The 16,655-nt window shown below is 54.5% G+C and carries 12 protein-coding genes; all 12 read right to left on the bottom strand.

Features of this window, described 5'->3' with window-relative positions; genetic code table 11:
• Positions 1-6: 6 nt before the first annotated feature.
• The 12 genes from Pr1d_RS03560 to Pr1d_RS03615 all read right to left on the bottom strand — a co-directional run bounded on the left by Pr1d_RS03560 (position 7) and on the right by Pr1d_RS03615 (position 16,640).
• Positions 7-669: an RNA polymerase sigma factor gene (locus tag Pr1d_RS03560; protein WP_148072240.1), complete on the bottom strand. Its 663-nt coding sequence runs from the start codon at positions 667-669 to the stop codon at positions 7-9.
• Positions 670-1,075: 406 nt separating this feature from the next.
• Entirely contained in the window at positions 1,076-1,930 is an 855-nt protein-coding gene (gene sdhB, locus Pr1d_RS03565; protein WP_148072241.1) for a succinate dehydrogenase iron-sulfur subunit, read from the bottom strand.
• 162 nt (positions 1,931-2,092) lie between these two features.
• Positions 2,093-4,099, bottom strand: coding sequence for a succinate dehydrogenase flavoprotein subunit (gene sdhA / locus Pr1d_RS03570; RefSeq protein ID WP_148072242.1), 2,007 nt, complete (start codon positions 4,097-4,099; stop codon positions 2,093-2,095).
• Between the two features lie 99 nt (positions 4,100-4,198).
• Positions 4,199-5,062 carry a succinate dehydrogenase cytochrome b558 subunit gene (locus tag Pr1d_RS03575; protein WP_238476629.1) on the bottom strand — a complete coding sequence of 288 codons (864 nt, stop codon included), beginning with the start codon at positions 5,060-5,062 and terminating at the stop codon, positions 4,199-4,201.
• A 166-nt stretch (positions 5,063-5,228) separates the two neighbouring features.
• Entirely contained in the window at positions 5,229-5,552 is a 324-nt protein-coding gene (locus tag Pr1d_RS03580) for a hypothetical protein (protein WP_148072244.1), read from the bottom strand.
• Positions 5,553-5,727: 175 nt separating this feature from the next.
• Entirely contained in the window at positions 5,728-6,894 is a 1,167-nt protein-coding gene (locus Pr1d_RS03585) for a 5-(carboxyamino)imidazole ribonucleotide synthase (protein WP_238476630.1), read from the bottom strand.
• A gap of 44 nt (positions 6,895-6,938) precedes the next feature.
• Positions 6,939-7,433 carry a 5-(carboxyamino)imidazole ribonucleotide mutase gene (gene purE / locus Pr1d_RS03590; protein ID WP_148072245.1) on the bottom strand — a complete coding sequence of 165 codons (495 nt, stop codon included), beginning with the start codon at positions 7,431-7,433 and terminating at the stop codon, positions 6,939-6,941.
• 117 nt (positions 7,434-7,550) lie between these two features.
• On the bottom strand, positions 7,551-8,774 hold the full coding sequence (locus Pr1d_RS03595) for an efflux RND transporter periplasmic adaptor subunit (protein WP_148072246.1): 1,224 nt from the start codon (positions 8,772-8,774) through the stop codon (positions 7,551-7,553).
• Positions 8,775-8,891: 117 nt separating this feature from the next.
• Positions 8,892-11,264, bottom strand: a complete 2,373-nt coding sequence (locus tag Pr1d_RS03600) for an ABC transporter permease (RefSeq protein ID WP_210417875.1) — start codon at positions 11,262-11,264, stop codon at positions 8,892-8,894.
• Positions 11,265-11,478: 214 nt separating this feature from the next.
• Complete coding sequence (locus Pr1d_RS03605) at positions 11,479-12,144, bottom strand: potassium channel family protein (RefSeq protein ID WP_148072247.1); 666 nt, start codon at positions 12,142-12,144, stop codon at positions 11,479-11,481.
• Between the two features lie 91 nt (positions 12,145-12,235).
• Positions 12,236-14,824, bottom strand: coding sequence for an arylsulfatase (locus tag Pr1d_RS03610; RefSeq protein ID WP_210417876.1), 2,589 nt, complete (start codon positions 14,822-14,824; stop codon positions 12,236-12,238).
• Positions 14,825-15,002: 178 nt separating this feature from the next.
• Positions 15,003-16,640, bottom strand: a complete 1,638-nt coding sequence (locus Pr1d_RS03615) for a DUF1254 domain-containing protein (RefSeq protein ID WP_148072248.1) — start codon at positions 16,638-16,640, stop codon at positions 15,003-15,005.
• Between the last annotated feature and the right edge of the window lie 15 nt (positions 16,641-16,655).

The following is a 16,655-nucleotide window of genomic DNA, read 5'->3' on the forward strand; positions in this document are numbered from 1 at the left end:
GAATTCCTACTCCTCGTCATGCTCCGAGAAGCTGCCTGGTAGGTCAAATAATTCACCATAGGGGCTGAGGGCTTCTTTGAGCCGACGCAAAGCACGAAGATGTCGCATCCCTGCCGCTGCGTCGCTGATGCCAAGCACGTGCGCCACTTCACCGTTGCTCAATTGTTCATAGTGGCGCATGGCCAGAATCTCTCGGTCCTCAGTATCCATCGAATTAAGAATCTCTTGAAGTTTGACTTCACGTTCGATCTGCATTGCCTTTCCCGAAACCGAAATGAATGACCCCGCCAGATTTGAAGCCAGCGCAAAGGAAGTAGCGTTTGGTACCCCTCCCCGATAAAGCGAGATTTCCAGCGATGCGTTGCGTTTTTTGGCACCGAGATGTTGGCGATGAATCTTGGCAAGTCGTTGCCCGGTGATGCGACGAATCCAGACGAAAAACGGTAAAACCGGATTACGAGAATAATTGCCAAGCTGATTTGCTAGGTCTACATAGGCTTCTTGCAGGACGTCGGAGGTACTTACCCGTTGCTGGACTCGTTGGTCTATTCTCAAATCGACCATTCGCCGCAGGCGTTCTTGATAAATTGCAAACAGGTCCGCAAGGGCGACTTTGTCGCCCTCTAGTGCCTGCTGAACAAGACTATCGTGGCTTTCATCGAGAACCATGCAAACATCATAACCGAATCCAAAAGCCAAGTCGAACTTGCTGAAATTTGCTTCAATCGCTGAGAGGAAGAATTTTGCAATGGGCTCGGAGCTTTACTTCAACTACTGCATTTTCAAGGCCTCAAAGTGTAACCGAATTGACTGCAGTTGGCGATTCGCGATCACTGAACTTGATGCGCAATAACGAAGCGAGCTGGTATAATCGTCATGACGGCCAAATCTTCCTCAGCTACTTCACCCGGCCCGAATTGTGACTTTTCGGTATCTGGCTCTATTCAGGAGAGCCTTGCACACCGTGGCCATGAGACAGTTCTGGTTTAGTCACTTTGAGCGGGACTTATCTTTTCGTTGGTTCCCACCCCCCATCTGCGTGAAGGCAGGCCCTGAGCTAGGATGACTTGATTGCTTAACGATCAAAGAACTTGCGGAACATGTAGCCTGTGAGCTGCCGGCCGGCGCGCGCGATGGAGGTGGTCAGTGGGATGTTTTTCGGACAGACGGCTACGCAGTTTTGGGCGTTGCCGCAGACTTGTAAGCCGCCGGGGGCTGAGAGGGCGTCGAGTCGCTCGTCGGCATTCATGTGGCCGGTGGAGTGGTCGTTGAAGAGCATCGCCTGGCTGATTGCCGCGGCACCGATGAATGCCTGGTCGTACGCTTGGTTTTTCCGCTCGGCAAATTCCGCGTCGCTTTCATCCGAGCGTTGAAACAATTCCACTTTGGCATACTGGGGGCAAGCCTCCAAACAGCAACCGCAGGTCATGCACTCGGAAAGCGGATAGCGAACCTCTTGGTTCTCCTGCGATTCGCGGGGACCGGCACCCCGGTCACCATAACCATCCACAGGGATCCAACCCTTAATCTTCTCCAGAGTCCGAAACATCCGGCTCCGATCAACGACCAAATCCCGCAGCACGGGGAACTTGCTCATCGGGCGAAGTTCAATTCCCGCTGGATTGTCTTCCAAGAGGCGATCCACCAAAGCCGAGCACGCTTGCCTGGTGCGACCATTGACGAGCATCGTGCAGGCCCCGCAGACCTCTTCCAAACAGTTGCAATCCCAAGCAACCGGCGTGGTGGTTTTGCCGTCGGAAGTGGTAGAGAGTGCCGCGATTTTTTGCAGCACGCTGATCACATTGAGGTTTGGCTCGTAGGTGATTAGGTGCCGCTCCCAATAACCGGGCTCCCCCGGAGCATCCTGGCGAAGGACGCGGACTTCAAATGAGGAAGGCTTTTTGGCGGAGGGTGTGGCGTCGGCAATCATGGTTAGTTGATTTGGTTATTGGGCTTCAAATTGTTAGCTAAGTTTGGTTACCTATTTTATCCACGGATTGACACGGAAGAAACAGAGATTTACTTCAGTCATGCGTCTTATCCCTGTCGTAACCGTTTTTAATCCGTGATATTCCGTGGCAAGAAACTGCTTCTAAGTTTGGCTGGCAACGAGTGACTCTTTCGTTTTTAGGTCATTCGACTGGGAATCCTTTTTGTCCTGGCGCTCCCGCCAAACTTGTTCGATCACTTCTGCACCGACCAGGCCATAGAGTCGAGGGCGCGGCGGAATCAGCGAAGTGTCGACGTCTTCGTAACTGAGCGTGGGCTCGCCGGATTTGTCGATGCTGGCGATCGTGGTCTTGAGCCACTTGCGATTCTTTTCCTCGAATTTGTCACACCACGCCTCGGCTTGGCGGCGATGCTCGGCAGGATCGGTGGCATCGATGCCGGGCATGTCGAAGGCCGGTTTGTAATGAGCGCCACGACATTCATCGCGGGCCAGGGCTCCCTTGAGAATCGCTTTGGCGACGGGGAACATATCGCGCACTGCCTTGGTGAAGACGACATTCTGATTCGTCCAGTTCCCTGTGTCCGAGAGCGAGCAATTTTCAACTCGCTCTGCTAGTTTATTCACCGTTTCGATGGCAGCGGTGAGCTGATCATTTCGCCGTACCACGGTGGCGGCTTTGGTCATCACGTCGCCCAGTTCTTGATGAATGACGTACGGATTTTCTCGGCCCCCTTCGCGCTTGAGCAGGTTCTCGTGCTCCAGTTGCTTAAGGGCACGTTGACCTCGCAAGAGACTGACAAACTTTTCGTCAGTGGCAGACTCTTTGAGGGACTTGAACATGTTCGCAATACCTGGGGCAATGAACAGTCCGGTAAAGATGCAAGACAAGAGCGAGTTAGCACCCAACCGATTCGCTCCATGATATTGGTAATCACACTCGCCGATAGCGTAGAGACCAGGGATATGTGTCTGGTGATTCCGAGGAGAACCCGGTTGGAGGCCACCTTCTGGAGTTCGTTCGTAGTCAGCCCATAGGCCCCCCATCGAGTAATGCACGGCGGGGAAAATCTTCATGGGGTACTCCCGCGGATCGACCCCCTGGAACTTCTCGTAGATGTGTAGGATGCCGCCGAGCTTGCGGTCCAACTCTTCGCGAGAAATGTGTGTCAGATCCAAGTACACACATTGCCGGTCGGCTTCCACACTGAGGCCGTCGTTAACGCAGACGTCGAAAATCTCTCGAGTGGCGATGTCGCGGGGGACCAGATTGCCGTATTCCGGGTATCGCTCTTCGAGGAAATAGTACCGCTCGGCTTCGGGGATCTGCTTGGGATCACGAGGATCGTGTGGCTTGCGAGGAACCCAAACCCTGCCACCCTCGCCACGTGCCGATTCACTCATCAAACGCAGCTTGTCGGCACCGGGAATGGCGGTCGGGTGGACCTGAATGAACTCGGCATTGGCATACTTTGCCCCGGCCTGGGCGGCACGGCTTACGGCGCTGCCGGTGCAAGCCATCGACATGGTGCTGCGACCAAAGATCAGTCCACATCCGCCGGTTGCCAGGACAACGGCATCGGCAGGGAAAGAGCGGATTTCCATCGTCACAAGATTCTGCGCGACCACCCCTCTGCAACGCCCATCCTCGTCGATGACGGGACTTAGAAAGTCCCACCCTTCGTACATAGCGACGGAGCCTTCAGCATGCCAGCGACGTACCTGTTCGTCGAGGGCATAGAGCAGTTGTTGACCTGTCGTCGCACCGGCAAACGAGGTGCGTTTGAAGAGTGTTCCGCCGAAGCGGCGTTGATCGCGGAATCCTTCCGGGGTGCGGTTGAACGGAACGCCGAGTCGGTCCATCAGGTCGATAATTCGTGGTGCCCAATAGGCCATCTCCTTTACCGGAGGCTGATGCTGGAGAAAATCGCCACCGTAGACAGTATCATCGAAGTGATGCCATTCGGTATCGCCTTGTTGCCGGGTAAGCTCGTTGACGCTATTGATACCCCCTTGAGCGCAGACGCTATGCGAGCGCTTGACTGGCGTGAGACTGATGCAGTCAACAGCGATTCCCAACTCGGCCAATTTCATGGTGGCTGCCAACCCTGCCAGTCCACCACCTATTACGACAACTCTTTGTTTACTCATGCTCTTGTCTTTCGGAAATCACTAACTACCAAGAAGCCGCGACCGTTGGTCGCGGAACCGTCGTAGAGACGCGACCAACGGTCGCGGCTTTGTGTTTCGTCATTCGTTATTTTTTTCTTTTACTTCTGCCCGTTTGTGTTCGTTCGGCTCTAGCTCGCCCGATTCGATTTTGTGCTCGTACATTTTCTCTTCGACTTCACGGGCTTCGATCAATTTCTCGCCTGAGCCCTCTGCCCGCATGCCGAACAGGGCACTCACACCCACGATCGCCAACAGTACGCCGAACACGCTGCAAACAACGGATGCGCGATGTTGTGCTTTGGGGCTGACCCAGGCTCCCCAGGTGATGCCCATGGTCCAAATGCCGTTGGCCAAGTGGAACACGCATGCCAGGATCCCGATCAGATAGATCGCGACCATTACATAGTTCTGGAGTGCAAGACCAGCGGAAGACGCGGCGTTGTAAGGATGAAATTCTGCACCCCCGAGAGGCTTCACTACTTTTTCAAGCCAAGTATCTTCATGGATCCAACCGTGCATGTGAAACACATGGATGGCGATGAACACAAAGGCGATCATGCCCGTGACTCGTTGCAGGGTATACCGCCGATTGGCGGCATAGGGGTAGTTGCCCGTGTTGGGGATTCCTCCCATGACGATCGCAACACCAATGATCGCATGAAACAGAATGGGAATGAATATGAAGGTCCATTCCACGAAGGGGAGCAGCGAACCGAGGCTGTGGATCTGGTAGACATTCTTCTGAAACGTGGCGGGGCTCTCCAGCACGCTGGCATTGACCAGCAGATGGACGACCATATACGCGCCCACGGGAATCAGTCCCGAAAGCGAGTGCAGTCGGCGAATCAGAAACTCATGACGTGCCAAAAACGAGGGAGGCGAATCTTCCACGCGAGTACTTCCTTCTGCGCGAAACCTGACGAAATCAAGACGGCGAGTCACGGAAACTCGCACCGGGAAGTCCAGTATAGAATAGCTCGGCTGAGTGACAAGCCGGGCGGAGGAACTTAATATTCCCACCCCAGGCCTCGGATAGAACACAGAAACAAAAACAGCCCGCAAGAATTGACTTGCGGGCTGCTGAATTTTCAGATGTCACAAACAGAATTTAGACGAAGGATTCTTCATCTTCTTCGTGGTCGTGGTCTTCCTCGGCATCGCCGTCACCACATTTGCCACAATGGACAAACGACTCCTCGTCGTCGCCTTCGTGCTCGTGATCGTCTTCAGCGTCGCCATCACCGCACTTGCCACAGTGGACGAACGACTCTTCGTCGTCGCCTTCATGCTCGTGATCGTCTTCGGCATCACCGTCGCCGCACTTGCCACAGTGAGCGAAGCTATCGGAATCGAGCAGATTTAGATCTGTTCGATCAGACATTACCGCTGCGGCCAGGAAGCCGAAGCACAACATTGCCAAGATTTTACTCATGCTCTTATTCTCCGTTTGATATTGGGCGAGGGAACCAGTTAAAAAGAGTCGGTTTGCGACTGAACGAGTCGCCTCATTCTAACAGTCACTCAAAGCTGAGGTAAGTGTTGCAGCGTAAACTCCCCCCAAATTGAGACGGAATTCAGGGGTTAATCTTACCGCAATAATCCAGTTATTAGCAGTTTTGAAGACCTGCGCGTAGAGCAAGAGCGGCTTCGACAGCAGCTGGGGACTTGTCTGCCAGCACCGTTAGATGCCCCATTTTGCGCCCTTTCTTGGCCTCGGCTTTGCCGTAGAGATGCAAGTGAGCCTGGGGAGTTTTCAGCACGGAGTGCCAATTTGGCACTCCTGAAGACCAAAGATCACCCAAGAGATTTGTCATCGCCGCCGGACATCTTGCTTGCATCGAACCCAACGGCAGGCCACAAACAGCACGTACTTGCTGTTCAAATTGGGACGTTTCACAGGCCTCGATGGTCAGGTGCCCCGAGTTGTGTGGGCGGGGGGCAATCTCGTTTACCAACAGTTGCCCTGAACTCGTGAGAAACAGCTCCACACACGCGATCCCTACCAGTTCCAATTGCTCGGCAACTTTCCTGGCAATCTCCTCCGCAGCCTCTGCTACTTCGGCCAATGCCGGGGCGGGATAGTAGGACAGGTCTAGGATGTGGTTCACATGGTCGTTGGCGATGGGACCACAGATCGTGATCTCACCAGATACCGACCTCGCCACGAGCATCGACAATTCCTGTTGGAAATCAACCCAACCTTCAAGTACCGCTGGTTGCTGGCCGACGGCATCCCAGGCCGTGGCTAATTCACCGGGTTCCCGAATGAGGTATTGCCCTTTGCCGTCGTAGCCTGCGTGAACTGTCTTAAGAACCGCGGGGAGGCCGAGAGTCTTAATCGCCGATTCAAGTTGCTCAGGGCTATTCACTGCTTCAAATGGCGCACAGGGAATACCGGCGTCGGTTAGAAACCGTTTCTCACGAAGTCGATGCTGGGAAATATGCAATACATCCAACGAGGGCCGGACGGGAACAAACTTTTGTACCGTCTCGACCGCGACCGTGGGAATATTCTCAAACTCTAATGTTACTACGGCGACGGATTGCGCAAACGCTTCAAGTGCCGCTATGTCGTCATACTCGGCGACGGTTTCGCGATGAGCAACCTGACCAGTCGGGCTGTCTGGCCGAGGAGAAAAAACGTGGACGTGGTAACCAAGTTGCCCCGCGGCAATGGCAAACATCCGACCCAATTGACCACTGCCCAGAACCCCCAACGGAGATCCGGGTAGGATTGGAGACGTATCGTGCTTGATCGAAGAGTTAGCCATCATGGCAACTAGGATAGCGGGCCCTCTTCAATCAAGAAAGCTGTCAATCAGGGAAGTTTGTCTTGGCGAACAAGATCAGTGAGTCCCTGATGGAATTTGTGCAGTTCCTGGCGCAATTCGGGACGACTTCCCGCAAGAATCCGCACGGCCAGCAAACCAGCGTTCTTGGCCCCAGCCGTCCCGATCGCCAAGGTCCCGACCGGTACCCCACCCGGCATTTGCACAATCGACAGGAGTGAATCTATTCCTTGGAGTGCGCGACTCTCGACGGGTACACCCAAGACTGGCAACACCGTGAGTCCAGCAACCATCCCTGGCAAGTGGGCGGCGCCACCAGCACCAGCAATAATCACTTCCAGGCCACGCTCCTCGGCCGTCTTGGCGTATTCCACCATCCACTCGGGAGTACGATGGGCGGAGACAATTTCGCATTCATGCGGAACGCTGAAATCGTTAAGCACCTCGGCAGCGGCGCGCATGGTTTCCCAATCGCTACGGCTTCCCATGATAACGCCAACAAGTGGGGTGGGGGTCTCGGACATAGAGATCGTTTCTTGAGTTTAGTTTTAGGGTTTTTAGCTCCGCTTCATCTTCGGCAGAGAAAATAGGATTGTCAACGCAGGTCGGACTGGTCGCTTAAGAGACCAGTCCAAAGGTCGTCATTCCCGAGGGCGGATTTTGCTGCCGTCGGCAACTTCGTCGCCGGGATGGACGATAACGGCATCGCCTGATGAGAGGCCTTTGAGGATTTCTGCTTCAAGGCCGTTTTCTAAGCCAACATCTACAATCTGTTCGCGGGCGACTCCGTCCACAGCACGAAACACGGCCCAATCATCTCCTACACGAAACAGTGCGCTGGTGGGAACTTTCAACACGTCGTCCGCTTCAGCCACCACGATACGGGCCTCGACTCGAAATCCGTCACCCAGTTCCGTGCGGTCCTGAGGGGGATCGACCAGACTGACTATCACGTTCACTCGCTGTTCTTCGACGCCGAGAGTGGAAATCTTGGTGAAGGCCGAGGGTTCAACTATTTTGACCCGGCCTTGCAAGATTCGATCACCACCCCAGTGTTCGAGCAAGGTGAGAGTACCAGGCTCTATTTTTACTGCGTCGCGTGAGAGCACATCGATCTCGACTTCCAGGTCTGTTGGATCTCCAACCTCTAACAGGGGTGTGCCGGCGTTTACGACGGCGCTACTTTGCTGAAACACTCGCAGCACCCGACCGTCGATTGGCGAACGAATCGGAAAGTTCCAACCATTGTTCTCCGCCAAGGGGGGATTCTCTGAAGGTGGACGTGATCGGATCAGGGCCGCCCGCGCCTGATCGAGTTCAAATCGGGCGATCTCCTTGTTTTGTAACGCCGTGCGCAAGAGCGCCTTCTGAGTCCGTGACGCTAGCAGGCGGCTCTCTACCTCACTCTCCGATACTGCCGAAGGACTATTAGATCGGGCATCTTGCACACGCTTAAGTTCACTGTCGGCGTATTGTTGATTGGCGGTGACCTCCTCGAGCATCGGCTCCATTTTCTCAAGTGTCGCTTCGGCGGCTTTCACGCGAGCCTCTGCCTGGGCAACTGTACGAGCATCCAAGAGTTCAGGGTCGCGGGGTTCAATGTTGGCGAGCAAGGTATCTCCGGCACGGACTTCGTCACCGGGGTCCATATCGATCCGTAGTACCCGCCCTGCTAGGGGAGCCGAGACCACATACTTTTCGCGAATGCGAGTCTTGCCATCCTGATCCACGGTCACGCGAATTGCGCCTCGTTCTGCCTGTGCCAGATCAACTTCCACAGGTTCGGGTATCAAGCCATAGGCAATCGCAGCCAAGACGGCCAGACCGAATGCGTAGAGCAGGAATTTTCTGAATTTCGATCGCATAAGTTTTGCAGGAAGAAATTAGACGCGGACAAACACGGATTTAACGGATCGTCGCGGATCAAAGCGATCTGCGAAAATCCGCTTAATCAGCGTTCATCCGTGTTCCATTTCTTACAATTACTCTCGTGATTTTAGTACGGCGATTAAATCCAACTCGTCCAGTCTGCGACGAACCAATAGGCCCGATATTACCGAAGCGAGTATCACCACTCCTGCAGCCAACCCATAAGTGGTGCGTTCAATGACCAAAGGGAAGCGGAACAGTTCCAAGTCTAATAGGGCAACCACTCCACCGGCAATTTTGTATCCGATCCACAAGCCAAGCGGTACCGCCAACAGGGTGATGATCGCTAGTTCCCCCAGGAGGATGCCAGAAATCTCGCCCCGCGTGAAGCCGATTACACGCAGCGTGGCCAGTTCTCGGCTTCTCTCTGAGAGTGAAATTCGGGCGCTATTGTACACCACCCCGATAGCAATCACACAGGCGAAAAATAGATTGATCGCCTTCATGGTCATCAAATTCTCGGCGACCGTTTTTTGGAAACTCTCGATGGCATGCTCTTTCATTGTCACTCCCGCGATTGCTGGGACAGTCTTCAATTCGCGAAACAATTGATCCTCGTACCGGGCATCGACGATCATGTTTGCCCCTGTGATGACAGGTCCCTCACGTAGTAATCGATGCAGAGCATCAATATTCATGTAGGCTGACACTCCCGAAAAGTCCTGCAGCGATCCGACTACCGGTATGTCTTTGACGGGTCGCTTCCCCTCGAGTACTTCTACCTGAACCATGTCCCCTACTTTGATGTTGAGGATGTCTCCGAGCTTTCTGGAAATGACCAATCCATCCGGTGGAAGCGAAATCTGGTTGCCATCGATGTCGATCAAACCAAACAAAGTGCCATTGGCTGGCAAGCCTTGAATACTGACACGGCGACTTCTAGGACCAGCCCGAAACCGAGTCGAGGCGCCGCGAGTCGGTTCACTGTGAATGACCCCCGGCATGCTCGCAATTTCATAGAGCGCATTGCTTGATACCGGTTCGATGGTGACGACCGACATGTCATATTTTTGAACTCGATTGAATTGGGCCTCCATTACATAGTCGACCGAGTCTTCCATGAAATTGCCCAGCACGATGATCGCCACCGCCAATGAAATCGCAAACACTGATAAACCCGTCTTCACGGGATGACGCTCCAACTGGCGAAGGATCATCCGCATCACTGGAGGCAGGAGATGCCCTAGATTCAACCGTTCGAGAATAGTGGGCTTGAAACTGGTGGGTGGCTCAGGCCGCATTGCTTCGGCTGGTGGCAGGGACACCGCCTTGCGGATGGAACTCCAGGCACCCAGGACCGAGGCTACAACGCTAACCAGTGCCGCGGTGAGCGCAACGCCGTAGGTCAAGTGGTAAGTGAACTCGGGAAAGTGAAACAACTTGGCATACATACCGGTTACCACCTGGCCAAACCATGCCCCGCAAGGAATCCCGAAAGCCAGTCCACCTCCCACGATTAGCAGCACGATCTTCATGTAGTGCCAACCGACTTCCAGGTTGTTGTAGCCGAAAGCCTTGAGTGCAGCAATTTGTTCTCGCTGGAGGTTGATCGTGCGGGTGAGCACCACATTCAAGAGAAATGCTGCCACTCCTAAAAACACCGTGGGCATGATCAGGCCCATCTGGCGGTTCTGTTCGATCTCATTGTCGAGAAACATGTGCGAGGGCTGATCCTTGCGACCATATGAGCCTAGCCCGCCATAAGGTTTGATCAACTCATCGAGCCGGAACAGAACTTCGGGCAATGATGCCCCGCGCATGAGCGAAATCGTTACGTCATTAAAAGCCCCTTCCAAGTTGTACGCCGTAGAGAGTGCTTCGTGATTCATCCACAGCACACCAAAGTGTTTGTTGTCGGGCAGGATATCGCCCGGCTTGATCTCGTAGATATACTCCGGCGAGAGCACGATGCCGACGATGCGAAGTTTCTTCAAGCGGCCGTTGATGACGGCTGAGATCGAGTCCCCCACCTCCAGGAGATTCGCATCGGCGAACGCTTCACTCGCCAGAATCTGGTCATCCCGACCAGGGGTAAGCATGCTGCCCCGCCGCAAGTAAAGCTGGTTCAGTAGTGATTCGCGAGTATCGGGGACCGAGATAATGCGACCAGTCGCTGGTTCAGAAAGCCCGGGGACCGAGAGATTCACTCCCACCACGATCCGCGTTTCAACTCGCGCAACGCCAGGAATCTCGGCAATGCGATCTCGCAGGGCGTCGGGCGCCCGCTTGAGCGAAGCAAAAACCTCGGCAAAATGGAATCGCTGGTAGTACGTAACTTGCGTCAGTTCCAGCGAGTGCAGCATACTGCGCGAGAGAGTAAAGAGCGCTACACCGCAACCGATCACCAGCGCAATCGCCACGGCTTGGCCTTTCATGTGCCAGAGATCTCGAAGCGCCTTACGGTCGAGTGCGGTAATGACGGCCATGGGTTTAGTATAGCCGATACGGCTCAGCGTGATGATAAGTAGGCTATGCAGTGCCCACCCTACTCACTTCTCATAAAGTCCGAATACAAAAAAAGCCACAGAGAACACCGAGACTCCAATGCCTTCCACACTCTGAATGCTCTGTGTTCTCTGTGGCTAGAGAGCAATTGACTAGGAATATCGCTTGTCAGGCGCCACAAGAGGATAGGTATTCTCAGTTCGAGTCATTTCTCCCAGTATAGGCACCGACCAAGCGAGAGACGAGGATGGCCAAATAGAACATGCCAAAGGTGGCCTCTACCAGCGCGAGCATTCGCGCCGTGTCGGAAATAGGCATGATATCGCCAAAGGTAATCGTGGTGATGATTTGAACGCTAAAATAGAGCGATTTGAAACCTTCAAGTTTGGAGTGGGCATCGGCGGCTTCAGTGAAAATGATTGCTCCTGGATCCCACAGGGCAAGCAGTGTGTAGAGCAGAGCCCATGCGACGGCCAATAATAAATAGATTGCAATGGAAGCACACAAAACTTCGTCATTGACTGAGGGTGCAAAGACGACAAAGCGAAATAGATGCACAATGACATAGATAATAAACACGATAGAGAAGAAAAAATAGAAATCGTTGAGCAATGAGTCGGGCCACACATGCTGGAGCCAACTCGCACCTACTGCCGGCGCAGCCAAAAGGGCAGCCGCAATTTGAGATCGACGCTGACCTCCAACGGCGTTCACCGCTACCAATAAAACTATGGTGAAAAAGACCGATGCAACCAGAAAGCCATAGGCCATATGATCGACAAACGGTTGGACGACAAACATCGCCACCAACGCGACAAGCAAATGAGCGACCGACAGCCGATAACGACCTTCGTAAGGCATCGCGTGGTTCCTCAATTGCGCACCGACTCGTCAATAACCTGGCAGGCCATTTGAAACCGACCGCTCGCTTCGCAATCGCATCGACTGCCGCCTACTCGCGGCCAGCTTCAACTTTTTTCAGGCCTTCTTCGAGCTTCTTGATATCTGCTGGCGACAACTGTGGACGATCGATATCAATCGTCAACTTATTGAACTTGGCGGTGAGCGGAAACGGTGGCGAGTAGTCAGCATCATTGACGCCGGTGATTGTGTCGGAGCCGATGTCAAAGCTCTCGTCCCATTGCAGGATGATGGGGATCGTTTTCTCCATCTTCTTGGTGGCGACCACCTTGCCGTCCACCTTGAGTGTGCCGGTCCCCGGGCGGCCAAGCCCGGAGAAACTGTTGTAAGCCATCGTACCCACGCCGAGACCGTCATAATCGAAGTCGAACTCCAGAGTGTGTTCACCCGGCGCGAGAGCATCTGGGCCTTCCCATTTGATTCGCTCCAGATCCAGCAGATTCCAGAGGAACACCGGCTTGCCTTTGAGCAAATAGAAGCCGAAGCCCGCGAAACGCCCCCCGGAAGTCACGATCATGCCCTCGGCTCCGCCTTCAGGCACGGTAATGTCCGCGGTGATGGTGTAGGAGGTGTCAAGCAAGTAGGGCGCATCCCCCTGTGGTAGTCCCGTCATAGGCCGCGTGTACTCCAGTTTGGAGCGACCAGCCGTGAGGCTGGGACGAGCCGCCGCTACCCGAGCCCCCACTGACGCGTTAAGCGGCAGAACTTGATACTTCTTGGCCTCCTCAAGGAACATCGCCCTCATCTTCTTGACCCTATCAGGGTGCTGGGTGGCGATGTCCTTAGCCTGATTCCAGCTCTCATTGAGGTTGTAGAGCTGAAAAATCTGATTGTTGAGCGGATCGGGGTTGGCCTCGCCGAAGGCGTCCCACGGCGCGCGATTCACCTTGGTGCTCATTAACCAACCGTCGTGATACATGGCCCACTGACCCATCATCTCGAAATACTGAGTCTTGTGCCGAGATGGCGCCTTGGCGTTCTTCGCATCAAAAGTGTAGGCGAAACTCGTGCCCTCGATCGGCTCTTGCTTAATGCCATCCACGTATTCAGGCGGAGCGATGCCGGTGACTTCCAGCAGCGTAGGCACGTAGTCAATCACGTGAAGGAATTGCTCGCGCAGACCTCCCTTATCTTTAATTCCATTGGGCCATGAGATCACCATGTTCTGCCCGGTGCCGCCCAGCCGTGACGCGTTCTGCTTAAACCAGTCGAAGGGCGTGTCGAAGGCCCAAGACCAGCCGGCCGACATATGGTTGTAGGCAAATTCGGTCCCCCAGGCTTCGTAGAATTTCATCTGTACATCCACCGGGGGCTGGACGCCGTTAAAGAATGCCACTTCGCTGAAAGTTCCTAAGGGTCCGCCCTCGGCGCTGGTGCCGTTGTCGCCGTTCTGGTAGATGACGATCGTGTTGTCGAGCTTGCCCAAATCCTCGAAGGCTTGGATCACGCGCCCCATCTCGTGGTCGTTGTAGGCCACGTAGGCCGCGAACACGTTCGCCTGGCGGATAAAGAGCTTCTTTGCGGTGGGGGAGAGTTCCTCCCAAGGCGTCAGGATATCCTTCGGCCAGGGCGTTAGTTTTAAACCCTTAGGGATCACTCCGATTCGCTGCTGGTTCGCAAAGATGCGTTCACGCAATTTCTCGTAGCCGTCGTCGAAGAGGTGCATCGCCTCGATCTTGTCCACCCACTCCTTGGTCGGATGGTGCGGCGCGTGCGACGCGCCAGGAATGTAGTGCATGAAGATCGGCTGGCTGGGGTCACTCTGGTGAATCCGAGTCATCCAGTCAATGGCGTCGTCGGCCATCGCAGTGATCAGGTTCCAACTACTCTCTTTGCCGGTCACAGGCCAGATCTCCGCGTTCGGATCCGATCGATCCATCTTCAACGTACCCTCGTGACCAATCCACGGATAAATCTGCGTGGTGTTGCGGAAAAGGTTCGGCCCCCATTGGTTGGCGTCGCCACCGACGAAACCGTAGAAATAGTCGAAGCCCAGGCCGGTCGGCCACTGCGTGAATGGCCCCACTTGGCTAGCTTCGTACGTAGGCGTGTTGTGGTCCTTGCCGAACCAACTCGTTGCGTAACCATTGTCACGGAGGATGCGGCCGATGGTGGCCTTGCTCTGCGGGATAATGCTGTCGTAGCCGGGAAATCCTGTAGCCTGTTCGGCAATGACGCCAAAGCCTACCGAGTGGTGGTTGCGCCCAGTGATCAGCGCAGCGCGCGTCGGGGAGCAGAGCGCAGTGGAAAACACGCGATTGTAGCGCAACCCAGCCTTGGCGATTCGGTCCATAGTTGGCGTCGGTATGACTCCTCCGAAGGTGCTAGGAACACCGAAGCCGGCGTCGTCAGTCATGATCAACAGGATATTGGGAGAGTCCTTCGGGGGAACGATCCGCGGGGGCCACCACGCCTTCGATTGCATCGCGTTATCCTTGATAACGCCTCCAAATTTCGGCGCGGGTGCTGGGAGTTGTTTGCCGTTGATTGTTGTGGTCGCACTGGGAGAACCTGGCGTACCAGTTATTTGTTGTGCAGACGCGGATTCCGCCGCCAACAACAATGTAGAAGTAAGAATTGCAAATAGAATGTGTTTGCTTGGACGCATGGTTGCTTGCATTCGATAATCCTTCGGAGAATCAACAAATAAGGTTTGATTAGACTAATTCACAGCCACAAACGTGACACTCATAAGAATACTCCTTTAAAGATGAACTTCAATGCCCCTGCTGGCTACCTTAAAGTTTCGTGAAGTTTCGCGACACTCCTGACAAAAAATTGTTTGTCCAAACACTGCATTACTTAACCAGCTCCATCTCGCTCGGTCGCCAGCTCTTGTCGAAGAACGGTTCGAGCGGACTGTAGAGGCGTAGAATCGTAAACCACCCTTTGCCGGGCATCGTCTGAATCCAGTTGCCGCGTTTCACCCCCTGTGGCTGTTTGGGACTGAAATAAACCGTCGTCGAGCCATCGGCGCTGGCTTCGGCAGCGGGTGAGGGGTAAGTCTGACTACCAGCGCGCGGGAAACGTTGAGGCGTGTCTAGCATTGACCGTGACTGGTTGTCGTACACGGTGAACGACCAAAACTTCCCTGCCGGAATGTCCTTGGGCAGCGTTGCCTTGTAGGTCTTACTGCCATCGTAGGGATTGCCGTCGGAGTCGAGAAAGCCCATGAGATACTGCGAGCCGACATCGGGAATTCGCATGATCATGCCTGGCGAATCGAGTGTGTAGGCGTAGTAAAACGCTGTACGCGAGTCGAGGGTGCGTGCGCCAGTTGGCGGATAGGGTTTGAACATGCCCTCCTTGGTGAACTGAGGCGGAGGTGTTTCGAAGAACGCTCCACCTTGCCACAACATGCTGCCCCACATCGAGTCGGGGTAGTAGGACCAATCTGGGTGAGAAACTGACCAGTGCCAGTTCAATACGCGGCCGGTGGCGTTACCCACAGCGGCAGCATCGCTGAGAATCTTCTTCAGCCGAGCATCGGGCGCAAACGGCTTCCCGTGGACGATGCCGATGGCAGCGAGCTGCCCGGCGAGCTCTACGTCGTAGCTGGTAGCCGGCTCTTGCTGGACGTTCTCGTTAATCATCTCGAAGTAGCCGTAGTCGCTGGGGGGAATGGTGTTGAACGATTTGCCGCTGCATTCAATAAACTTGGTTTCAGGCACTGGCGGGTTTTTGGCAAGCCGAACCGTGCCTTCGAGTGCAGTGGCGATGGACGTCCCTATCGCCCCGGGTGTGTACGGATAGATCTTGAGGTGCTTCTTGATGTTCTCGACGGTCGGCTTGGGGTCATTGTTGGTGAGGAAAGCACGAGCCGCGTAGAGAACATGGTTGGTCTTCGAGTGGGCAATGTAGAAACCGCCTTCGGGCAACGGTCCGTCGTATCCTGGTGGCACTATCAGGTATCGACCTCCCGCACCCCGATCTGGGCCTGGGAAACCGATGTCAATGATCCACGAGAACCACATGTCGTTAACGGCACCGAGTCCCATAGGCGGCTGCTCGATCACCATCGGACCCTGAGACAGGTCTACCGCAGAAAGATAATAGATGGTGTCCGCATTGGCGGTGAGAAACAATGACTTGGAGTCCATCAGGTCGGAGAAGATGACAACGTCGTTGTCCTGTGCACCAATATCGCGAAATCCCTTGCATATCGCGTAGGCAGATGCGCCGCGGAAACTATTGTTGTAGGAGTTCAGTGCACGGGTGAAGTCGAGAGCATCGCGCACCTTCTCAGCGGTTTGTATGCTTGGAGCGCCGTCTTTGTATTCCAACGTGCCAATGCTCGTCTCGACTTTGTTAGGGGTGGTGAGCGACGAGGGTATGCCACTATTCGACTCGGCCGATGCTATACCTTTGAAACAGACCTGTGTGAGGAAGACGATCGCCAGCGTAGAGATTAATGATTTTGTAAAACAAACTTTCATATGTTGCCTCCAATA

The sequence above is a fragment of the Bythopirellula goksoeyrii genome, from assembly GCF_008065115.1.
Taxonomy (GTDB): Bacteria; Planctomycetota; Planctomycetia; order Pirellulales; family Lacipirellulaceae; genus Bythopirellula; species Bythopirellula goksoeyrii.